The 20,916-nt window shown below is 71.8% G+C and carries 18 protein-coding genes; 6 read left to right on the top strand and 12 right to left on the bottom strand.

Going from position 1 to position 20,916, the window contains the following annotated elements; all coding sequences use genetic code 11:
* Positions 1-184 precede the first annotated feature (184 nt).
* The 3 genes from ACGFNU_RS23855 (at position 185) to ACGFNU_RS23845 (ending at position 2,866) form a co-directional block, all read left to right on the top strand.
* The gene (locus ACGFNU_RS23855; protein WP_392596894.1) at positions 185-805 is read left to right on the top strand and encodes a TetR/AcrR family transcriptional regulator; all 621 of its coding nucleotides are present in this window, start codon (positions 185-187) and stop codon (positions 803-805) included.
* An 81-nt stretch (positions 806-886) separates the two neighbouring features.
* Positions 887-1,516: a LysE family translocator gene (locus tag ACGFNU_RS23850; protein ID WP_392596893.1), complete on the top strand. Its 630-nt coding sequence runs from the start codon at positions 887-889 to the stop codon at positions 1,514-1,516.
* A 126-nt stretch (positions 1,517-1,642) separates the two neighbouring features.
* The gene (locus ACGFNU_RS23845) at positions 1,643-2,866 is read left to right on the top strand and encodes a PucR family transcriptional regulator (protein WP_392596891.1); all 1,224 of its coding nucleotides are present in this window, start codon (positions 1,643-1,645) and stop codon (positions 2,864-2,866) included.
* On the opposite strand, the gene ACGFNU_RS23840 is transcribed toward ACGFNU_RS23845, so the two are convergent.
* On the bottom strand, positions 2,863-5,490 hold the full coding sequence (locus tag ACGFNU_RS23840; RefSeq protein WP_392596889.1) for a D-alanyl-D-alanine carboxypeptidase family protein: 2,628 nt from the start codon (positions 5,488-5,490) through the stop codon (positions 2,863-2,865). The two genes, ACGFNU_RS23845 and ACGFNU_RS23840, sit on opposite strands and share 4 nt — an antisense overlap.
* Positions 5,491-5,739: 249 nt before the next feature.
* Positions 5,740-7,137 (bottom strand): glucose-6-phosphate dehydrogenase, encoded by a 1,398-nt coding sequence (gene zwf / locus ACGFNU_RS23835; protein ID WP_392596887.1) that lies wholly within the window; start codon positions 7,135-7,137, stop codon positions 5,740-5,742.
* Between the two features lie 154 nt (positions 7,138-7,291).
* Here zwf and ACGFNU_RS23830 point away from each other — a divergent pair, with 154 nt between their 5' ends.
* Together ACGFNU_RS23830 and ACGFNU_RS23825 are read left to right on the top strand one after the other, a co-directional pair.
* Positions 7,292-7,936 carry an RNA polymerase sigma factor gene (locus tag ACGFNU_RS23830; RefSeq protein ID WP_392596886.1) on the top strand — a complete coding sequence of 215 codons (645 nt, stop codon included), beginning with the start codon at positions 7,292-7,294 and terminating at the stop codon, positions 7,934-7,936.
* A gap of 2 nt (positions 7,937-7,938) precedes the next feature.
* Complete coding sequence (locus tag ACGFNU_RS23825) at positions 7,939-9,006, top strand: LCP family protein (protein ID WP_392596884.1); 1,068 nt, start codon at positions 7,939-7,941, stop codon at positions 9,004-9,006.
* On the opposite strand, the gene ACGFNU_RS23820 is transcribed toward ACGFNU_RS23825, so the two are convergent.
* Entirely contained in the window at positions 9,003-10,181 is a 1,179-nt protein-coding gene (locus tag ACGFNU_RS23820; RefSeq protein ID WP_392596882.1) for an aminotransferase class V-fold PLP-dependent enzyme, read from the bottom strand. The genes ACGFNU_RS23825 and ACGFNU_RS23820 overlap by 4 nt on opposite strands.
* Positions 10,182-10,347: 166 nt before the next feature.
* Between ACGFNU_RS23820 and ACGFNU_RS23815 the strand changes: the two genes are divergently transcribed.
* The gene (locus ACGFNU_RS23815; protein WP_392596880.1) at positions 10,348-12,255 is read left to right on the top strand and encodes an ABC transporter ATP-binding protein; all 1,908 of its coding nucleotides are present in this window, start codon (positions 10,348-10,350) and stop codon (positions 12,253-12,255) included.
* Between the two features lie 183 nt (positions 12,256-12,438).
* Here ACGFNU_RS23815 and ACGFNU_RS23810 read toward each other — a convergent pair whose 3' ends face one another.
* From ACGFNU_RS23810 to ACGFNU_RS23770, 9 genes are all read right to left on the bottom strand, one after another.
* Complete coding sequence (locus ACGFNU_RS23810; protein ID WP_392596878.1) at positions 12,439-13,671, bottom strand: ATP-binding protein; 1,233 nt, start codon at positions 13,669-13,671, stop codon at positions 12,439-12,441.
* Positions 13,672-13,679: 8 nt separating this feature from the next.
* Positions 13,680-14,054: a hypothetical protein gene (locus ACGFNU_RS23805; RefSeq protein ID WP_392596876.1), complete on the bottom strand. Its 375-nt coding sequence runs from the start codon at positions 14,052-14,054 to the stop codon at positions 13,680-13,682.
* Positions 14,051-14,368 (bottom strand): hypothetical protein, encoded by a 318-nt coding sequence (locus ACGFNU_RS23800; RefSeq protein ID WP_392596874.1) that lies wholly within the window; start codon positions 14,366-14,368, stop codon positions 14,051-14,053. Before ACGFNU_RS23800 ends, ACGFNU_RS23805 begins: the two co-directional genes overlap by 4 nt.
* Before the next feature lie 47 nt (positions 14,369-14,415).
* Positions 14,416-14,820 (bottom strand): hypothetical protein, encoded by a 405-nt coding sequence (locus tag ACGFNU_RS23795; RefSeq protein WP_392596873.1) that lies wholly within the window; start codon positions 14,818-14,820, stop codon positions 14,416-14,418.
* Entirely contained in the window at positions 14,820-15,020 is a 201-nt protein-coding gene (locus ACGFNU_RS23790) for a hypothetical protein (RefSeq protein ID WP_392596872.1), read from the bottom strand. The genes ACGFNU_RS23795 and ACGFNU_RS23790 overlap by 1 nt, the downstream gene beginning before the upstream one ends.
* 98 nt (positions 15,021-15,118) lie before the next feature.
* Complete coding sequence (locus ACGFNU_RS23785; RefSeq protein WP_392596871.1) at positions 15,119-17,917, bottom strand: ATP-binding protein; 2,799 nt, start codon at positions 17,915-17,917, stop codon at positions 15,119-15,121.
* A gap of 197 nt (positions 17,918-18,114) precedes the next feature.
* Complete coding sequence (locus ACGFNU_RS23780) at positions 18,115-19,071, bottom strand: ROK family protein (protein ID WP_392596869.1); 957 nt, start codon at positions 19,069-19,071, stop codon at positions 18,115-18,117.
* On the bottom strand, positions 19,068-19,886 hold the full coding sequence (locus tag ACGFNU_RS23775; protein WP_392596868.1) for a carbohydrate ABC transporter permease: 819 nt from the start codon (positions 19,884-19,886) through the stop codon (positions 19,068-19,070). Before ACGFNU_RS23775 ends, ACGFNU_RS23780 begins: the two co-directional genes overlap by 4 nt.
* Positions 19,883-20,710, bottom strand: a complete 828-nt coding sequence (locus tag ACGFNU_RS23770) for a carbohydrate ABC transporter permease (protein ID WP_392596866.1) — start codon at positions 20,708-20,710, stop codon at positions 19,883-19,885. Before ACGFNU_RS23770 ends, ACGFNU_RS23775 begins: the two co-directional genes overlap by 4 nt.
* Positions 20,711-20,916 lie beyond the last annotated feature (206 nt).

Raw genomic sequence — 20,916 nt, 5'->3', positions numbered from 1 at the left:
GATGGGCGGCAAGTGCCGGGGCTCATGTGCGCCGCGCGCCGGTGCGGGCGCCGTGAAGCGGCGGCCGGTTGTGGTCGTGCGGTCGTGTCCGCGAAGGGCGTTTTCGCTTACTGACTCGCAATGTGCGACCGGGTTGTAACAAATGTGCGAGAGAATGGGCGCGGCCACATATAGGAGGCGACACTTGACCGGCGATGTGCGGATCACCGTCACGCGGACGCTGAGCAAGGACCAGCAGGCACGGCGGGAACGGCTGCTCGACGCCGCCCGCGACCTCGCGCACGAGGGCGGCTACCCGGCCGTCACCATGCACGACGTGGCCGACCGCGCGGGCGTCGCGAGGGCGACGGTCTACCGCTACTTCGCCACCAAGGACCACCTGCTCACCGAGGTCGCCGCCACCTGGGCGCACCGGGTCACCCACGACGTCGACGCGCTGGCCATCGGCGACACCCCGGCCGAGCGGCTCACCACGATGCTCGAGCGCATCGTCGAGGTCGCGGCCGGCGAGCTCACGCTCACGTCGGCCATCATCCAGGCGGTCACCTCGGACGACTCCAGCGTGGACGACGCCCGCACGGTGCTGTTCCTGTTCGTCCGTGACCGCCTGTCGGCGGCGATCGGCGACCCCGTGCCCGACCTCGACGACGTCGAGATCGTGCTCGGGCACATCCTGCTCGCCGCCCTGGTCAGCCTCACCGCGCTGCGGCGGCCGACCGAGGAGGTCACGCGCATGGTCCGCACGTCCGGGCGGCTCGTGCTCGCGGGCGCCCTGGCCGTCGGCCCGGCGCCCGCCGGAGCCTGATCGCGCGGTCCGTTTGGTCCACGTCAGCTGTGGCGGTTTGGCCCTACTCGGGGTCCAGAACGACCCCGTAACGTCCGAGACGTGACGAATCCACTGCTCTTTCTGCTCGCGGCGACGACCCTGATCGTCATCCCCGGGCCGAACCACCTCTACATCACCACGCGCAGCATCGCCGAGGGCCGGCGCGCGGGCATCGCGTCCGCGCTCGGCGTCGAGACCGGCACGATCGTGCACATGGCGGCCGCGGCGGCGGGCCTGTCGGCGGTGATCGCGGCCTCCTCGACCGCGTTCGGGATCGTGCGCTACGCGGGCGCCGCGTACCTGGTCTACATGGCGATCCGTACGTTCCGCAGCCGCGGCGACCACGGCGCGCCCGACCTCAAGCCGCAGTCACTGGGCCGCGTCTACCTGGACGGCGCGCTGGTCAACGTCCTCAACCCCAAGGTCATCCTCTTCTTCCTCGCGTTCCTGCCGCAGTTCGTGGACCAGAAGGCGGGCGCGGTGCCCATGCAGATCCTGGTCATGGGGCTGATCACGGGACTGATCGGGCTGGTCAGCGACATCCTGTACGCGCTCGCGGCCGACTCGATCGCCGGCTGGCTGCGAGCCAGACCGACGTTCCAGCGGCGCCAGCGCTTCGCCACCGGCGTCATCTATCTGGGGCTCGGCGCGGCGGCGGTCTTCGCCGGTCCGGGCCACCGGCGCGCCTGAACGCACCTTGTCACCCAGGTGACAATTCGACGGGCTCTTTGCTTCATGGGCGGTGCAGTGCTTTCGATCACTCCGAGGTAACTTCCGAACCCCCGCGTTCCCGGTGCGGGGGCTGGAGGTGCGGACGTGACGACGGCGATCGAGGAGCCTTCGCCCCGCAAGCCCTGGGCCGGTGTCCCCGGCGAGCTCTCCGACATCTTCCGGCCCCATCTCGCCGAGCTGGCCGACGAGATGATCGAGGAGATCCTCGCCGGCATCCCGGAGTACGACCGGCCGCAGGACGAGGAGTACGCCCGGCTGGTGCGGCTCGCGGTGGAGGGGGCGCTGCGGCAGTTCGTGGACCTGATCGTCGACCCGAACGCGTCCTGGGAGCCGGTCGCCGCGGTCTACCGGGAGATCGGCTGGGCGGAGGCCCGGGAGGGCCGCAACCTCGACGTGCTTCAGGGCACGCTGCGGCTGGGCGCCCGGGTGGCGTGGCGGCGGCTGGCGGCGGAGTCGGAGCAGATGAACGTCTCGCGCCGCCACCTGGCGGGCCTCGCCGAGGCCATCTTCGCGTTTCTCGACGAGATCGCGCGCGCCGCGACCGAGGGGTACACCAAGGCACGCGAGCAGGAGGCCGGCGAGCTCGAACACCGGCGCCGCCGTCTGCTGGACCTGCTGCTGGCCGAGCCGCCCGCGTCACCGCAGGCGATCGCCGACCTCGCGCGGCTCGCCCAATGGCGCGTTCCGCGCACGGTCGCCGCGGTCGTGCTGTACGAGCGGGGCCACCATCCGTTCTCCCACCCGTCGCTGCCGCCCGACGTGCTCGCCGACGTCAACCGGCGCGAGCCGTGCCTGGTCGTCCCGGACCCGGAAGGGCCCGGGCGCGGCCGCCTGCTCGACTCGTCCCTGCGCAACTGGGTCGCCGCGATGGGCCCGACGGTGCGCACCGAGGACGCGTCCAAGTCGCTCCGCTGGGCACGCGAGGCGCTGCCGCTCGCCCGGCGCGGCATCCTCCCGTCCGACCAGCTGATCCGCTGCTCGGACCACATGCCGACGCTCGTCGTCTTCAAGGACGAGGAACTCGTCCGCGCCGTGGCCGACCTGCGCTTGGCGCCGCTGCGCACCGTGCGGCCACGCCATCGCGAACGGCTCGCCCACACTTTGCTGGCGTGCCTGCAGAGCGGGTTCAACGCCACGGAGGTGGCGACGCGCCTGCACGTCCACCCCCAGACGGTCCGCTACCGGCTGCACCAGCTGGAGGAGCTCTTCGGCGAGAGCCTCTACGACCCGGAGAACCGCCTGGAGATGGAGATGGTGCTCACCGTGTGGCTCACCACTCCCGTGGACCGCCCGCCCGACCCGTCCTAGTCGGCCAGGCGGACGAGCCGCTTGATGATCGCCGGTTCGGTCAGCTCCGCGCCCAGCACCAGCGGGACGCGCGACGCGCCCGCCGACACCGTGCCCACCTGCGTGCCCTGCGCGGCCTCGTGCGGCGCGGTCGCCTTGACCGTCACCGGCACCGTGAGCCCGGGCCAGCCGATCACGGTCAGCGGGGTCTTCGCGGTCAGCGGCGTCGTGCCGCCCAGGCCGTCGTCGACCTCCGCGACCTGCTGGCCCGCCGGGGCCAGCGTGGCCGAGACGAGCGCGTTCTCCGCACCGGCGACCAGGTTCTTGGCCGCGTCGATGGCGCCGACCGCGCTCGCCGAGCGCTGGCCCATCACCGCGCCGACGATGAGGGCGTTGACGTCGCCGACCCGCTTGCGCGCGGCGAAGATGTAGTTGCCGCCCGCCGCGTCCGTGTAGCCGGTCTTGCCGCCGACGACGCCCAGCTGGCCTAGCAGCATGTTGCCGCCCACCCGCGTCACGCCGCCGTTGTCGGGCACATACATCCGCTTGCCGACGATCTCGGCGAACGCGGGGATGCGCATCGCCGCGCGCAGCAGCTTCACCTGGTCCGCCGCCGTGCTGACCGTGCGGGAGTCGTAGCCGCTCGGATCCGTATAACGGGTGCTGGTCATGCCCAGCTGCCTGGCCGCCGCGTTCATCTTCGCGACGAACGCCTGCGGGTTGCCCGCGTCCCACCGGGCCAGCTCGTGCGCCACGTCGTTCGCCGAAATGATCATCAGCGCCTCGAGGGCCTTGCGCTCGGTGAGCCGCTGCCCCATCTTGACGTCCAGCAACGACTCGCCGCGCCGCTTCTGCCCGGGGAGCCGCATCGCGGCCTCCCTGGAGATCGTGTACGTCGGGCCAGGCTGCCCGCTGGCCAGCGGATGGCTCTTGAGGAAGACGTACGCGGTCATCGTCTTGGCCACGCTGGCCGTGGGAATCGGCGTCGAACCGCCTGCCGAGCCCATCGTCCCGACGCCGTCGACGAACAACGCCGACTGGCCCTGGGCGGGCCAGGCCAGCACGGGCTTGGCCCCGGCGAAGGTGTGACTGGTCTTGGCCATGGTCAACGTGACCGTGGGCTTGGGCAGCGGCCGCAGCAACTGGCCCGCCACCGCCCCGCCGGCCAGCAGCACGACCACCAGAACGGTCGCGATGAGCCAGCCGCGCCGCTTCTTCTTGGGCGGTGCTTCGGCTTCTTCTTGACCCGCCCACGGAACCGCCCACTGACCGGAATCCGTGGACGTGGGCTGGGGCGCATGCGAGAGCGGAGTCTCGACAGTCGGGGCGGCGCTGCGCCTAGGCAGATCAGTCTGAGTCGTCGAGGCCTGGTCAGCCGCGGCCCCCCAGCCCTCTTGGAAGGACTGATCGGGCTGAACGGCAGGAGGGCTGCCCCAAGCCTGGCTGGGCTCAGGAACATCCGTCCGGGGCGGCGCGACCGCCGCCCTCCACTCCGTGACCTGCCTGAGCGTCGGCGGCTGATCCTTGGTCGTCTCGTCCGGATCGACAGGCGCCGGTGCCCCGGCCCCCCACTCCACCGTCGCCCCCCACGAGGACGGACCCCCCTGTGGAGAGGCAGGCGGAGCAGGCGGCTGCGGGGCATGCGCTGGAGGCGCGGGCGGTGCGGCATGCCTTCCCGGCGCGGGCGGCGGTGCGGCGGGCGCCGGTGGCGCGGACGCCGACGAGCTGTGCGCCGGTGCGGGAGCCTGTGGCGCGGGAGCTGCCGGTGCGGATGCCTGTGGTGCGGGCGCTGCGGGCGCGGATGGTGGTGAGGCAGGCGGCTGCGGTGCCGGTGCGGGAGACGGGGGCGCCGACGAGGTCTGCGCTGGCGGTGTGAGCGCCTCCGGTTCAGGGGCCGGTGAGGCGGGCGCGGCCGGTCCAGGTTCCTGCGCTGCAGGCGTGGGCGCTGACTCCGCCGACGTGGGTTCGGGTGCAGCTGGTTCAGCCACTGCCGGAGCGGGCGGTGCGGTGGGCGTCTGCGGCGCGGGTGCTTCCGGTTCTGGGGTCGGTTCAGCGGGTGCCGCGGGCGTCTCCGGGGTGGGGGCGGACGCTGCTGCCTCGGACTCCGGTGCGGACGCCTCCGGCTCGGGCGCGTCCGGCGGGGAGGCCTGCAGAACGGGGTCGGTCGCCGTATGGTCCGGATCGACGGTCTGCGGGGCGTTGTCGGCCAAGACCTCGTCCAGCGCGGCTGTGACGCCGGGGTCCTCGATGGTCCACGATCCGCGATCAGGATCGGTGTCGGGGGCGGAGGACCTGGGCTCTTCGGCGGCCGTGGGGGCTTCGGCCTCGGCGGGCTCGGCTTCGGCTTCCGCGGGCTCGGGCTCGGCGGGCTCCGGCTCGGTCTCCTCGGGCGCGCTCGCCTCGGCCTCGGCGGGCGCCTCCTCGGGCTCCGGGGTGGCGGGGACGCCGAGGATGGCCGAGAGCGCCTCGCCGTCCGGGGTCACCTCGTCCGGGCCGGCGGGGGCCTCGTCCGCCGGGGCGGGCTGGGGGAGGGGGAACTCGGCCGTGTCCGTACGGTCAGGGGCGTCGCCGACCGAGTCCGTGACGGGCTCTGTGGGGTCGGCGGCCTTGTCCGCAGACTCCGGCTCGTGCCGGGTTTCCTTCACCGCGCGACCTCCTCGACGACTGTTCCGGGACAGGCGGACGGAGCGGCCTCGCCGGCGACCCCCCGTGCACCATTGAGGATGCGCAGCTTAGCCCGAAAGTTCACGCCGTGATGCATTGGTGATCAAAGTCGTCGCTGGTCAGGGACGGCGGGTCCAGTGCGCGTCGATGGTGCCGAAGTCCGGCGCGGCCCGGCCGGACGGGCGGTTGGAACCCTGATCGCACCCGAAAGGGGCCGTTGAGCTGGACCGCTACCGGTGCGAGGCGCCTTCCAGGGCGTGCCAGCCGGCCGGGCCGGGCAGCCGTTCCGCCGCCGCGGGGCCGTCGGTGCCGGGCTTGTACGGCTCGGGCGGGTCCGGCGCGTCGAGGATGCCCTGGACGATCCGCCACGACTCCTCGACGAGGTCGAAGCGGGTGAACAGCTCCGGTTCGCCGTTCACCGCGGCGCTGAGGATGTGCTCGTACGGCATCTCGCCGGGCCCGAGCACGTCGGAGAAGTCCACGGCGAGCGGGACGGGCACGGGCCGGTCCTCGTTCCCCGGCTGCTCGACGAGGAGGTCGAAGGTCATCCCGGCCTTGGGTTCGAGGCGGAACCGGAGGAGGTTGGGCGGTGCGGTGCCGTCGGGCGTCCGGAAGAGCGTGACCGGCGGCCGCCGCAGCTCCACGATGACCTCGGTGGAGGTGACCGACATGCACTTGCCGGAACGGACATGGAAGGGGACGCCCGCCCAGCGCCAGTTGTCGACGAACATCCGCAGCGCGATGAACGTCTCGGTCGTGGAGCCCGGCTCGACGCCCTCGACGTCCTGGTAGCCCGCGTACTGCCCGCGCACCACGTCGGAGGGGTCGATGGCGCGCGCCGCGCTGAGGGCCCGCCACTTCTCGTTCAGCAACGACCCGGGATCGGAGTCGGCCGGCGGCTCCATGAGCAGGTAGGCGAGGACCTGGAGGAGGTGGTTCTGGACGACGTCGCGCAGCGCCCCGACCGAGTCGTAGAACGAGCCGCGGTCGGCGACGTCGAAGTCCTCCGAGAGCGTGATCTGCACGTTGTCCACGTACGACCGGTTCCAGACCGGTTCGATCAGCGTGTTGGCGAACCGCGCGATCATCAGCCCGTCGACCGGCTCGCTGCCGAGGAAGTGGTCGACCCGGAACAGGCGGTCCTCGTCGAAGTACTTCTGGAGCTCGGCGTTGAGCGCGCGTGCCGACTCCAGGTCATGGCCGAACGGCTTCTCCACCACGAGCCGGGCGTTCTCGTTCAGCCCCGCCGCGGCGATCGCCTCCGCCACGGTCTCGAACAGCGACGGCGGGATCGCCAGGTAGTGCGTCAGGAACCCGAGGTCCTTGACGGCCTCGCGGAGCCGGTCGAACGTCGCGCCGTCCTTGTAGTCGCCGGTCACGATGCTCAGCCGCTCCGCGAGCCGCCCGAAGACCTCGTCGTCGATCTCGTGGACGGCGGCGATCGCCTCGCGCGCGTGGGAACGGAGCGCCTCGTCGTCCCAGTCGGACTTGGCCACCCCGATGACCGGCACGTCCAGCTCGCCGCGGGCGGTCAGCCGGTAGAGCGCGGGCAGCAGCATCTTCTTGGCGAGGTCGCCCGTGATGCCGAAGAGGACGAGCGCGCCGGCCCGCTGGTCGTTGACGTTCATGCTCGGGTCCTTCCCGGCATCCCGCCGCCGATCCATGGCGGAGAGCGAGACTTTGCCAATTTGTGCGTGAACCCGGATCGGGGGTTGTGGCGATACATCCGCGAACGAATCCCCCCATGACGGTAAGGCCGGTCTTCATGCAATGGTGTCCGCGATGACCGCTCCACCCACCGGTGCCCGAACCGGTGTTCCCGCAGCCTCTCCGGCCGGCGGCACCGCCACCGCCGATGCCGGTCCCGCCGCGGGTGACGCGGACCTGATCGAACGGTCGCGCACGGATCCGGAGGCGTTCGCCGCGCTGTTCGACCGCTACAGCGGCATGCTCTACCGGTACGTCTCGCGGCGGCTCGGGCCCGAGGTGGCCGAGGACCTCGTCGGCGAGACCTTTCTCGTCGCGTTCAGCCGCCGGAACCGGTACGACCTGAGCCACGCGGACGCGCGGCCGTGGCTGTTCGGGATCATCACCAAGCTCGTCTCCCGCCATCACCGCGGCGAGGCCGCGCGCTACCGGGCGCTGCGCCGCAGCCCCGTGGAGAGCCAGGTCGAGGGGCCCGCCGACCGGGTGGCCGCCGGCGTGACGGCGTCGGCGTCGCGGCCGTTGCTGGCCGAGGCGCTCGCCGGGCTCCCGCGCCGCGACCGGGACGTGCTGTTGCTGGTGGCGTGGGGCGATCTGGCGTACGAGGAGGTCGCGCGGGCGCTCGGCATCCCGGTCGGGACGGTCCGTTCGCGCCTGAACCGCGCCCGCCGCAAGGTCCGGGCCGTCCTGGGCGACACCAACCCGATGAACGAGGAGGAGTGACCATGGACGACCTCGACCTGCTTCGCGACCTGGGTCACGACCTCGAACACGAACCTCCCGCCACGCTCGTCCGGCAGCGGCACCGCCTGCTGGAGACGGCCGCCGGGCGGACCGGCCGCCGGCGCGGCCGGAGCCGGCTCGTGATCGGCGTGGCCGCGGCGGTGACGGCCGCGCTCATCCTCGTGCCGACGGTGCTGCTGCGGGGCGGCGACCCCGGCGAGCCCGGCGCCGACGGCCCCACGCCGTCGCCAGGAGCGGGGAAGGCGTTCAACATCCTGGTGCTCGGCTCCGACGCCCGCAACGGCTCGAACGCCCGCGGTGGCTCCGATGCCCACGGGGGCCGCGGCGGCGTCTCGCCGCGGTCGGACACGATCGTGCTGGTGCACGTGCCCCGCGACCGCAAGCGGGTCTCGGCGGTCAGCATCCCGCGCGACCTGATGATGACGCTGCCGTCCTGCCGGACGCCTTCCGGCGACGTCGGGAAGGCCGGGATCGGGCAGATCAACTCCGCGTACAGCATGGGCGGCCTGAGCTGCTCGCTCAAGGCGATCGAGACCCTCACCCACGTCCGTGTCGATCACGCGCTGTCGATCGACTTCGCCGGGTTCACGTCGATGGTGAACGCGCTCGGCGGGGTGGAGGTCGTGGTGCCGAAGGCGGTGTCGGACTCCAAGTCGGGGTTGCGGCTGAGCGCCGGCCGCCACGTCGTCCGAGGGGATCAGGCGCTGGCGTACGTCCGGGCCAGGCATGGTCTCGGGGACGGCTCGGACCTGGACCGGATCGAACGGCAGCAGCTGTTCATGGCCTCCATGCTGCGCCGGGCCCAGGAACTGGGGATCGGTGACGCGCCGAAGCTGGCGGCGTTCGTCAAGGCGGCGACCGGCTCGATCACGAGCACCGGACCGCTCGACATGACGGTGCTGCGGGAGCTGGCCCGGAGCGTCGAACGGACAGGGCCGGACGCGGCGCGGTTCAGCACCGTTCCCGTACGCCCGTACCCGGCCGACCCCAACCGGCTGGCCCTGGACGAGCCGGCCGCCCGCAAGCTCTTCCAGACGTTCAGGGTCTAGAGAGCACGGGTCTGGGGGAGCGCGGCCAGGAGGCGGTCCAGTTCGTCCTCGGTGTTGTAGTAGTGCACCGAGGCTCGTACGGCGGACGGGACCGCGTGCGGGTCGAAGCGCTGGTGGGCGTTGTCGGTGGCGCTGACGTTGATGCCGCGCTCGCGCAGGGCGAGCTTGACCGCCATCGAGTCGTGCCCGTCCACGGTGAACGTGACGACGCCGGAGCGCCGCTCGCCCCGGTCCAGGATCGTGATGCCGGGACGGGCGGCGAGCTCGCCGCGCAGAAGGGTGGCGAGGCCCGTCACCCGTTCCTCGATCACGTCCATGCCGAGCGCGGCGGCGTAGTCGGCCGCGACGCCCAGGCCGACCTGCCCGGCGACGAAGCGCTCCCACGTCTCGAAGCGGCGCGCGTCGTCGTGCACCTCGTAGGTCTCGGGCGTGATCCAGTCGGCGGCCTGCAGGTCGAGGAACGGCGGCTCCAGCGACTGCACGACGTCGCGCCGCACGTACAGGAACCCGGTGCCGCGCGGGCCGCGCAGGTACTTGCGGCCGGTCGCCGACAGCATGTCGCAGCCGATCTCGCGGACGTCGACGGCGAGCTGGCCGACCGACTGGCAGGCGTCCAGCAGGTAGAGCGCGCCCGCCTCCCGGGCGAGCCGCCCGACCGCGGCGGCCGGGTTGATCAGGCCGTTGTGGGTCGGGATGTGGTTGATCGCGACGAGCCGGACCCCGCCCCTGGAGAGCTCGGTGGCGAGCGCCTCCAGCGAGATCTGCCCATGCTCGTCGTCGGGGACGACCTCGACGCTCAACCCGCGCGCGGCCGCGATCTGGCGGTAGGCGATGGCGTTGCTGGCGTACTCGCTCGTCGTGGTCAGGATGCGGTCGCCGCGTTCGAACGGGATGGCGTAGAAGGCCATGTCCCAGGCCCGGGTGGCGTTCTCCACGTACGCGATCTCTTCGGGAACCGCACCGATCAGCTCCGCCACCGCGCCGTAGAAGCGGGCGATCGCGGCGGCGTTCCGGTCGGCGGCCTCGTAGCCGCCGATCGTCGCCTCGAGTTCGAGGTGCGCGAGGACGGAATCGGTCACCGGACGGGGAGGAAGCGCGGCCCCGGCGTTGTTGAGGTGGACGACGCCCGCGCTGCCGGGAGTCTCGGCGCGGACCTGGTCGATGTCGATTCCCATGATCACAGGCTGCCCGATGAGTTTCGGCGGCGCAAAGTGTCAGACCTGTGGGAGACCCTGAGGGCGGCCTCGGGGTTGACCTCAATCAATGTTGAGGTTGCATCCTGATCATCAGGTCGCCGGCCGGCGGCCGCCGAGGCTCTCTGACAAGCGACGGTGTGTGCACATGGATATGGAAGTGACCGCGTGGATGTCCTTGCACCACGCGATGAACGCGCAAGATGACAAACGGCCGTTCTCCAAGGCCACGTTCAAGCGCATCTGGGCGTTCGCGCGCCCGCACCGCGCCCAGCTCGGCTGGTTCCTGCTGCTCAGCGTGGTCACCGCCGTCCTCGCGGTGGCGACCCCCGTGCTGGCGGGCCGGGTGGTCGACGCGATCGTCAAGGGCTCGTCCTCCTCGACGGTGGTCTGGCTGGCCGTGATCATCGCGATCATCGCCCTGGCCGAGGGCGGGCTGGCGCTGCTCAACCGCTGGCTGTCGGCCAGCATCGGCGAGGGGCTGATCCTCGACCTGCGCACCGCCGTCTTCGACCACGTCCAGCGCATGCCGGTCGCGTTCTTCACCCGCACCCGCACCGGCGCGCTCGTCAGCCGTCTCAACAATGACGTCATCGGGGCCCAGCGCGCGTTCAGCGACACCCTCTCCGGCGTCGTCGGCAACCTGGTGACCCTCCTCCTCACCTTGATCGTCATGATGGGCATCTCCTGGCAGATCACCGTGCTGGCCCTGGTCCTCCTCCCCGTCTTCGTCCTCCCCGCCCGCCGCATGGGCTCCCGGCTCGCCCGGCTCCAGCGCGAGGCGGCCGCCCACGACTCGGCGATGAGCACCCAGATGACCGAGCGCTTCTCGGCGCCCGGCGCGACCCTGGTCAAGCTGTTCGGCCGCCCCGCCCGCGAGTCGGAGGAGTTCGCCAGCCGCGCCCGCCGCGTCCGCGACATCGGCGTGCGCACCGCGATGGTGCAGTACGTCTTCATCACGGCGCTCACAGTGGTCTCGGCCCTGGCCCTGGCGCTGGTCTACGGCCTGGGCGGCTTCTTCGCCCTCAAGGGCAACCTCGACGCGGGCGCGGTCGTGGCGATGTCATTCCTCCTGGTCCGTCTCTACGCGCCCCTCACCGCCCTGGCCAGCGCCCGGGTCGAGGTCATGAGCGCCCTGGTGAGCTTCGAGCGGGTCTTCGAGGTCCTCGACCTCAAGCCGCTGGTGGCCGAGAAGCCCGAGACCGCGCCCGTCCCCGAGGGCCCCGTCTCGGTCGAGTTCAGTGACGTCCGCTTCAGCTACCCCTCCGCCGACAAGGTCTCCCTCGCCTCCCTCGAAGAAGTGGCGACCCTCGACACCCGCGGCGGCGTAGAGGTTCTGCACGACGTCTCGTTCAAGGCGGAGCCCGGCCAGATGATCGCCCTCGTGGGTTCGTCCGGCGCGGGCAAGTCCACCATCGCCCAGCTGCTCCCGCGCCTCTACGACGTCGACGAGGGCGCCGTGCGCCTGGGCGGCGTCGACGTGCGCGACCTGAGCTTCGACACCATCCGCGCCACCCTCGGGATGGTCACCCAGGACGGCCATCTCTTCCACGAGTCCATCCGCGACAACCTCCTGCTGGCCCGCCCCGAGGCCACCGAGCCCGACCTGTGGGACGTCCTGCGCCGCGCCCGCCTGGACGACCTCATCAGATCGCTCCCCGACGGCCTCGACACGATCGTCGGTGAGCGCGGCTACCGCCTCTCCGGCGGCGAACGCCAGCGCCTCACCATCGCCCGCCTCCTCCTGGCCCGCCCCCGGGTGGTGATCCTGGACGAGGCCACCGCGCACCTCGACTCCACCTCCGAGGCCGCCGTGCAGGAGGCCCTCACCGAGGCGCTCGACGGCCGCACCGCCGTCGTCATCGCCCACCGCCTGTCCACGGTCCGGGCCGCCGACCAGATCCTGGTGGTCGAGTCCGGCCGCATCGTCGAGCGCGGCACCCACGACGACCTCCTGGCCGCGAACGGGCGCTACACCGAGCTCTACCGCACCCAGTTCGACGAGCAAGACAGCCCGTCCCAGCCCCGCACCGAAGAACTCGAAGCGATCGCCTGAATCGTCGTTGCCCTGCCCCGGAGGTTCCGTGGCAGGGCAACGCCATGGTTCCTCGCTCCGCTCGGTGCCGCGGCTCGGCCGCGCGAGCTCCGATCGCGCCGGCCGTCCGAAGCCGCGGGTCACGCGGGTGCAGACCCATCCCTCGCGCTGTGCGGAGCGGGGGCGGTCAGATTCGGGCTGTGGTCATCGGGCGTTTCCTGTGGTGGTGCTCTCCAGATCGGACGCGGCGTCAAGGACGGCTCTGGCCAACTCGGACGGCGCGGGGATCGGGCCGGAGGCCGGCCTGTCCTGTGCGGGGTGCCCGGCTTGCGCGGCCTCTGCCGGCTGGACGACCTCTGCCGGTTGGGCGGCCTCTGCCGGTTGGGCGGCCTCTGCGGCCTGTCCGGCCTGTGCGGGCCTCGGCGTTTCCGCGGACTGCCGGGCGGCGCGGGCGGATTCGAGAGCGGTTCGGAAATCGGCCTGATCGACGTGGAACCGTCCGGCGCGCAGGGCGCGGGTCGCCGCCTCGATGACGGCCTTCTTGATCTCGCGGCCGGAGACGCCGTCGAGCTCGGCCAGGGCCGCGCACGACACGTCCTCCGCCAGTGGAAGCCCCGGCGGGAGGTGGGCGCGCCAGATGGCCTCGCGGGCGGGCGCGTCGGGGAGCGGGATCTCCACATGCCTCACGCGGGTGTGGACGGCGGGGTCGTAGCTGCTCGCCGAGTTGGTGGCGAAGACGGCCAGGCCCTCGAAGGCGTCCAGGGCCATGAGCAGGGCGCTGCGCAGGGTGTTGACGGCGTGCTCCGAACCCTGGCTGGTGGCCTCGAAGCGCCGGTGGAGCAGGGCGTCGGCCTCGTCGAGGAACAGGACCGCGTCGTGCGCGAGGGCGGCGGCGAACATGGCGTGGAGGTTCTTGGTGCCGTCACCGTGGTACTTGGACTCCAGCTGCGCGTAGTCGGCCAGGATGATCTTCTTGCCGAGCCGGTGGGCGATCGCGTGGGCCGCCATCGTCTTGCCCGTCCCCGAGGGGCCGTGCAGGCTGATCGCGGCGTTGGGGTGCGGTTCGATCATCCCCAGGTTCCAGCGCTCGAACAGCTGCGCCCGATGCTCCATCGTCGTGATCGCGAGCATCAGCTGCTCCCGGGTCGCGGCGGGCAGGATGAGCCGGTCGAAGTCGTACTCGGGTTCGATGGGACGGAACCGCGCCGGCGGCTCCTCGTCCTCGTCCTCGGGCCCTCCGCCGAACGGCGTCCGGGTGGACAGGCGCAGCGTCAGCCCGTCCAGTGCCTCGGTGTCGAGGAAATCGCCGACCGCCTTGCCGAGCCTGCTGGTGAGCAGGGCCACGGCGGTCGCCCCGGCGTTCTCGGGGATGCCCGAGATGTGGAGGGGGCGGGTCTTCTGGCGCAGGAGCCGCTGGAATCCGGTCTCGGCGTACATGGCGATCCTTAGGTGTACAGGCGGAATTGATGGGCGGTGCCGAACGCGGCGTTCAGGTCGGTCGCCACCGGCCCTGTCCAGGACTTGGAGGCGACCTGGTGCCCGTACGCGGTGAGCCCGATCGAGACGACGTTGACCTGGCCGTTGGCGAGGTGCCGGCGGATGATGTCGGCGTAGGCGGCGGTGCTGTGGTGGCCCAGCCAGTTGCGGATCGCTTGGAGCGTCACCGTGACCAGGGTGCGGGCGGCCTGGTGGACGGACATGCGCGGCGCGTAAGCGGGTGTCTGTCGCGTGTAGGTCTCGGGCTCGTCGAAGAAGAGCTTCTTCACACCCCAGCCGACGGCGGCGCCGATGAGGATGAACGTGAGCACCACGGCCGTCACGTCCAGACCGCGACGCGGTTGCCGCTGTGCAGCCACGAGACCTGCGGGTCGGCCGAGCCCGCCCGGACGCGTCGCGGCTGGCCGACGAAGTTCCCCGTGTACTGGTCGAAGATGCCCTGGACGACGGCGAAGTCGCCGGAGCGCAGGCTCTCGGCCACGGTGACGGCCATGCGGTTCGGGTTGCCGGCGACCTGCGCCTGCCGGCTGACGAACCACTCGGCGAGCCGGGCGAACGCCAGATGCAGCAGCTGGACCACCACGTCGATGACGATCTGGGCGACGGCGGTGAGGATGAGCAGAGTGAGCGGGTCCATGGATTCGGGATCTCCTGCCCTCGTGATGTTTCAGGAGAAGTCGTGTCTCAGGTGAAGAGGACGACCTGGTGCGCGCCGAAGCTCTCGTCGAGTTCGGGGTCGAGCGAGTTCGCCACGTAGGCGCGGGCGGGCTTGGCGAGGGGCCGCCCCGCGGCGTCCACGAAGCCGAGCCACAGCAACTGCCCGCGCGGGTCCGGCCGGCGTACGGCGACCGCGGCGACGGCCCCCTTCGCTTCGTCGCGGTGCTCGACGAAGAACCCGACCACCTCCCCCATGGTGATCGTGTCGACGACCGGCGGCCCGCCCGCCCTGATCGACTCGTGCGTCCTGGTGAGCAGGGTGACCAGCCGGGAGATCTCCACGAGACTTCGCGCGACGCCGTCGGCGGGCGCCGCCATCTCCCGCGTCTCCGCCGTCTCCGCACCGCCCCGCCGCCGGAAGATGCCCGCCATCACCGTCGCGGCTCCTTCGATCGGCCGGTGCCGCCGGCCCGCCGCCCCATGCGTGCCTCATCGAGTACCTCGACCAGCTCAAGCCAGCCGGCGAACGCGTGCTCGACCCCGTCGGCGTCGCGGGCGCGTCCCCGGATGGGCTCGACGCCGGGGACGAAGTCGAGCTCCACCCGCAACATCTCGCTGTTCGTGTCAGTCATGGATACGACGATGACCCGATCGGCGCCGGATGGCCTCGTGGTGGCCACCGAAATGTTCTGCCCCGCCCGCACCGCGGTCCCCGTTTCGGTGGGGCGGCTCATCGGCCAGGAGGGTGGATCCGTCGGTCCGGGGGCGGATCGGCGATCATCGCCCGCAGCTGCCGCCTGCCCTGGATCTTCAGCTTGCGGTAGGTGCTGGTGAGGTGGACCTCGACGGTCCGCGTCGTCACGAACAGGGTCTGCGCGATCTCGCGGTTGGTCGCGCCGTCGGCGGCCAGCCGGGCGACTCTCAGTTCACTCGCGGTCAGCGCGTCGCGCCCGGACAGGGCGTCCCTGCGCGGCCGGGCACCGGCGGCGTGCAGCTCCTGCCTGGCCCGTTCCGCCAGGCCGCCCGCACCGCAGCGGACGGCCAGGTCGAGCCCGTGACGCAGGTGGTCGAGAGCGCGAGTGCGCTGCCCGGCACGGCGCAGCGCCGATCCGTAGCCGACCAGGCAGTGGGCGTGCTCCAGCTCGGAGGGCGAACCGGCCAGCAGGTCGACGGCCTCGGCGAGCAACGCCGGCCCGCGTTCCCCGCGTTCGACCTGCGCCATGGTGCGGAGCGCCCGCGCCGTCGAACGCGGGGCACCGAAACTCCGGGCGAGTTCGAGATTCTCCGACGCCAGCGCCGCGGCCGCTTCGGTCTGACCGAGCGCGAGGTGGGCCCCGACGGCGTCGCTGCGCCATTCGGCGAAGCCGGGATAGAGGTACCCCGCGTCCACGAGGAACTTGCCGACGCCGAGGAGATCGGCCAGTGCGGCGGCCGGCTCACCGGACCGGAGCCTGAGCCGGCCGCGGGCCATCGGGATGAAGTGCATGATCAGTGTGCCCGCCGGCTGGTCGCCGCCGATGCCGTACTCGTCGAGCACCCGCCGGGCCTCGTCGAGCTCGCCGCGTTCGACCAGCGCGTCGACCAGCACGGCCGCCGCGAGCGGCGTGCTGGGCGTGCTGGGCTCCCCGGGCACCCTCTCCAGCGCGGCGCGCGCGTCGCCCTCGGCTTCGATCAGGCGGCCCGCGTACCAGGCGGTATGGGACCGGAGCGTCGACAGATAGCGGAAATCCCCGGCGTTGCCCAGCTCACGTGCGCCCTCCAGGCCCCGGTCGAGCAGCTCCAGCGCCTCGGCATGGTGATCGGTGAGCCCCAGCGCCGCACTCGCGAGGTTGACCAGGATCCATGCGCCGCGCGCGGGAAGGGGACCCGCCGCGGCACGCAGGGCCAGTTCGGCGGTCCGGGCGGCCGGACGGAGGCCGGCGGTGGCCCATCCGTACGCCAGCACCGACAGCAGCATCCGGTCGTCGTCGCTCGTGCCGGTCAGCCGGGACGCGATCGCCTCCACGCGGTCGAGCACCGCCGCGGGCGGCCGCAGGGTCACGAGGTCGAGCGTGACGAACTCCGCGTACAGCCCGACGGGCAGCTCGGCGTCGTCGGTGACCATGCCGCGGGCCATCGCGGCGACCTCGCCCGCCTCGTCGGCGCGGCCCGTCTGCGTCAGCAGGAGGCCCAGGTCGATCGCCAGCCGCAATCGCTCGGCCGGCGGCTCGGTGAGCGTGATCGCCTCGCGCAGCACGACCGCGGCCTCGTCCGGCCGCGCCGCCATGGCGAGGGTCCGGCCCAGCAGCGCGGCGAGGGGGCCCCGCCGGGCCGCCGGCGGCGGCTCGGCGCGAGCCCGGCGCAGATACACGGCCGCGGACTCCGGCGCGCCGTGCCCGATCGCGGACGTGGCCGCCGCGTGCAGCGAGTCGACCACCCACGGATCGGACTCCGGCTCGGCGGCCAGCAGGTGCGGCGCGAGCCGCTCGGGCTCGGCGTCCTCCTCGGCGAGCACCCGTGCCGCCCGCTTGTGCTGGCTCGCCCGCAGCAGGCTGCTCGCGTCGAGATAGACGGCCGTCCGCAACAGCGGATGCACGAACCCGATCGGGCGGTCGGCGGTCACGATGGCCTCCCGCGCCAGCACGTCGGCGACGGAGGCGGCCGCGTCGACCGACAACCCGGCCAAGGCGGCCACATGCCGCGGCTGCGCCGCCGACCCGAACACGGCCAGCGCCCTGGCGAACCGGACGGCGTCGGGCCCCAGCCGCGCGATCCGGGCGAGCACGGCCCGCGAGAGGGTCTCGGCCCGCAGGTGCTCAAGCCGATGCGCCTCGGCCGCGACCGGCCTCGTCCCGGCCGCCCGCAGCTGGGTCAGCGCCTCCGTGAGCAGGAACGGATTGCCCCCGCTCGCGACCGCGCACGCGTGGCAGAACTCCTCGTCGGCGTCGAGAGACAACTCCTGGCGCACCACGACGCGCACCGCTTCCTCGGTCAGCGGCCTCAACCGGATCACCTGCGGCGCGAACGCGCTCCCGTCGAAGGGACGACCGGCCAGCAACAACAGCACCGGCAAATCCGAGACGCGCCGCGACAGATACGACAGAAACCGCAGAGAGGCGTCGTCGGCCCAGTGGACATCGTCCACCGCCAGCAACAGCGGCCCGTCCTCCGCCAGATTGGCGCACAGCCAGTACAGCCCGTAAACGGCATCCGACAGATCCCGCTTCTCGCGGTAACCGAACACCGGCGACGCCAGCCCCGCCGCCCCGGCGAGCAACTCTGCCCGCCTCGCCGCCGAAGCCGCCCGCAACGGCGGCTCGAACAACTGCCGCACGATGGCGAAGGGCAGATCACGCTCCAGTTCTCCGCCCACCGACGCCAGCGCCCGCACGTCCGAACTCGCCGCACGCTCGCGCACGGCCGCGAGCAGAGCCGTCTTCCCGATGCCCGGTGCCCCCTCCACCAGCACCGTCACACCTCGCCCCGTCCCGACCCCGCCAAGCAGATCAAGAATCGCCCGCACATCCCGATCCCGCTCGACCAGCGCCATACTCAAACGCTAGAGACCCGACCCCCGCGCACAGGCCACCGCACGCCACTCAGCCAAGGCCACCATCGGTCAAAGTGAATCAACCCACCGATCACCCGGCCCCAAAACCCCCGAAAATGGGCCGGCGAAGACGGGTGAGCGTGCGGAGTTCGGATTTATGCGCGCGACTCTCTCCGGTTGCCGCGATTGACGATCCGTCAGTTCTCATGAGCGGCGGCGGTTTGGTAGGCGAGGACTGCGGCCCCGTGCATGGCGGCTTCGGGGCCTAGCTGGGCGGGGACCAACGGCGGAGGCGGACGGAGGGGGAGGCGGTCCGTCAGGCGGGTCGTCAGGGGAGTGAAGAGACGTTCTCCAGCCTCGGCCAGGCCACCGCCTATGACGATTATCGAGGGGTCCAGGAGCATGGTCGCGGTGGCCAAGGCGTCGGCGAGGGTGTCCAGGGCTTCGGTCCAGACCCGTTCGGCTACGGGGTCGCCGGCTTCGGCGCGTTCGATGACCGTTTCGGCGGGGACGGGGGGCTCGGCGAGCGGGGGCTCGGTCTCCCAGATGCCGATGGACGAGCGGGCCGGGGCGGCGTAGCGGCGGGAGATGGAGGCGGCGGAGGCGTAGGTCTCCAGGCAGCCGTGGGCCCCGCACGCGCAGGGCTCGCCGCCCGGGCGGACGACGATGTGCCCTATCTCGCCGCCCCAGGACGTGGCGCCGGCGTAGGGAGCGCCGTCGATCATTACGGCGGCGGCGATGCCGGTGCCGATGGGGAGGAAGAGGAAGTCGGTGGTGTCGCGACCGGCGCCGCGGACGGCTTCGCCGATGCCGCCCGTCCGGACGTCGTGGGCGATGGCGACCGGGACGTCCAGGCGTTCGGCGGCCAGCTTGCGGATCGGGACGTTCTCCCAGCCGATGTTGGCGGAGCGGACGGCGGTGCCGGTGGCGTCGTCCACGACGCCGGGCAGGGCGAGGCCGGCGGCCACAGGGGGTTCGCCGCGGTTGACGGCGCGGGTCTTGAGGTCGGCGGCGAAGTCCAGGATGGCGTCCACGACGACTTCGGGGCCGCGTTCGCGGTCGGTCGGGCGGCGTTCGGTCTCCAGCACGGTGTCGCCCGAGACGATCGCGCCCTTCATGGAGGTGCCGCCGACGTCGAGGGCGATGACGGTCATTTGACCGACCCAGCGGTCAGGCCGCCGATGAGGTAGCGCTCGATGAAGATGAAGAGGATCACCACAGGCACGATAGCGATCAGGGACGTGGCGAACAGGAATTGCCAGTGTTCCTGATATTGGGTGACGAAGGAGGGGATCGCGACCGTGAGCGGGCGGCGGTTGGGGGAGGCCGTCACGGTGAGCGCGACGATGTACTCGTTCCACGCCGAGATGAACGTGTAGACGACGGCCGTCACCACGCCGGGCATCGAGATGGGGAGGGTGACGCGGGTGAGGGCGCCCACCCGGCCGGCGCCGTCCAGGAACGCGGCCTCTTCGAGCTCCTTGGGGATGCTGGAGAAGTAGCCGTGCAGGATCCACACGCAGAACGGCAGGTTGAACGCCGCGTTCACCAGGATGAGCGCCAGCAGGGTGTCGGTCAGGTCGAGCGCCACCATCTCCCGGTAGATGCCGATCACGAGGGCCGTGGGCGCGAACATCTGGGTGATGAGCACCATCAGGAGGAACACGTTGCGGCCGCGGAAACGGTTGCGGGCCGTGTAGTAGGCGGCGGGCAGCGCGCAGACGAGGGTGACCAGGGTGGCCGCGGCGGCGACGACCAGGGAGACCTGCATGTTCTGCCAGATCGGCTGCGACGACCAGACGTCGATGAAGTTCGACCACTTCCAGTCGCCCGGCAGGTAGGTGCCGGGCGACTTGGTGAGCTCGTTCTCGGGTTTGAGCGAGGTCAGCAACATCTGGAGGTACGGGAGCAGGAACAGCAGCCCGACCAGCCAGCCGACGCCGGTGAGGATGACCGTGCGGGGCCTCATCGGACCTCCTCCCGCCAGCGCGAGGCGCGCAGATAGAGCAGCACCATGACGAGGACGAGCACGAAGTTGACCACGGCCATGGCGGCCGACTCGCCCACGTTCTGGTCGAAGAAAGCGATCTTGTACATGAACGTCGTGGTGGTGTCGGTGGCGTGGCCCGGGCCGCCGCCGGTCATCGCCCAGATGATCGGGAACGAGTTGAAGACGTTGATCACGTTCACGATCGACGCGATCAGGATGGCGGGCCGCAGCAGCGGCAGCGTGATCTGGAAGTAGGTGCGGAGCGGGGTCGCCCCGTCCACCCGCGCCGCCTCGTACAGCTCGCCGGGGATGGTCTGCAGGCCGGCCAGGATCACGAACGAGGTGAACGGCAGCGACACGAACACCGCCACCCACATCATCCACACCATCGCCTGGCCGGGGTGGGCGAGCCAGTTGACCGGCTCGTCCAGGACGCCGAGGTCGAGCAGGACGCGGTTGACCAGGCCGGAGTAGTTGTCGAGCATCCACTTCCAGATCAGCGCCGTCATCAGCACCGACGCCGCCCACGGCACGATCACCGCCCATCGCACGACGCGCCGCCCGGGGAAGCGGGCGTTCAGCAACTGCCCCAGCGCCAGCGACAGCACCATCGTGACGGCCACGACGCCGACGACCCAGAACAGCGTCCGGCCCAGCACCGGGATCAGGTCGTCCTCGGCGAACAGGTCGGAGTAGTTGACGGTGCCGTTCGACCCGAGCGTGACGCCCGAAGAGCTGATCTTCAGCGTGGACGTGCGGACCATCTCGACGACCGGCCACAGCACCACGACCGCGATGAGCACGATCGACGGGCCGAGCCACAGCAGCGGCGTCAGCGCGCGGCCGAGCCGCCGCCCGAGCGTGGAACGTGGTGGCCGGGGGGGGGCCCCCCCCCCCCCCCCGGGGGGGGGGGGCGGCGGCCCCCCCCCCCCCCGCCCCCCCCCCCCCATTGTCAACCACAAGAAAAAAAAAATATTGGCCGGCACACAGGGGGGCCAGCCCCGCGCGG

Origin of the sequence: Spirillospora sp. NPDC048911 (assembly GCF_043198015.1) — a bacterium.
In the GTDB taxonomy this organism is placed as follows: Bacteria; Actinomycetota; Actinomycetes; order Streptosporangiales; family Streptosporangiaceae; genus Spirillospora.
Note: the sequence above shows the minus strand (reverse complement) of the source record. Positions and strands in the feature narration are given on the sequence as shown.

Coding starts and splice junctions, on each gene's coding strand:
- ACGFNU_RS23795 (WP_392596873.1), bottom strand. CDS start 14,820: ATGGCGGGCATCTTCCGGCGGCGGGGCGGTGCGGAGACGGCGGAGACG.
- ACGFNU_RS23775 (WP_392596868.1), bottom strand. CDS start 19,886: ATGAGGCCCCGCACGGTCATCCTCACCGGCGTCGGCTGGCTGGTCGGG.
- zwf (WP_392596887.1), bottom strand. CDS start 7,137: ATGAACGTCAACGACCAGCGGGCCGGCGCGCTCGTCCTCTTCGGCATC.
- ACGFNU_RS23790 (WP_392596872.1), bottom strand. CDS start 15,020: ATGACTGACACGAACAGCGAGATGTTGCGGGTGGAGCTCGACTTCGTC.
- ACGFNU_RS23810 (WP_392596878.1), bottom strand. CDS start 13,671: ATGTACGCCGAGACCGGATTCCAGCGGCTCCTGCGCCAGAAGACCCGC.
- ACGFNU_RS23830 (WP_392596886.1), top strand. CDS start 7,292: ATGACCGCTCCACCCACCGGTGCCCGAACCGGTGTTCCCGCAGCCTCT.
- ACGFNU_RS23800 (WP_392596874.1), bottom strand. CDS start 14,368: ATGGACCCGCTCACTCTGCTCATCCTCACCGCCGTCGCCCAGATCGTC.
- ACGFNU_RS23780 (WP_392596869.1), bottom strand. CDS start 19,071: ATGACCGTCATCGCCCTCGACGTCGGCGGCACCTCCATGAAGGGCGCG.
- ACGFNU_RS23825 (WP_392596884.1), top strand. CDS start 7,939: ATGGACGACCTCGACCTGCTTCGCGACCTGGGTCACGACCTCGAACAC.
- ACGFNU_RS23815 (WP_392596880.1), top strand. CDS start 10,348: ATGGATATGGAAGTGACCGCGTGGATGTCCTTGCACCACGCGATGAAC.
- ACGFNU_RS23785 (WP_392596871.1), bottom strand. CDS start 17,917: ATGGCGCTGGTCGAGCGGGATCGGGATGTGCGGGCGATTCTTGATCTG.
- ACGFNU_RS23820 (WP_392596882.1), bottom strand. CDS start 10,181: ATGGGAATCGACATCGACCAGGTCCGCGCCGAGACTCCCGGCAGCGCG.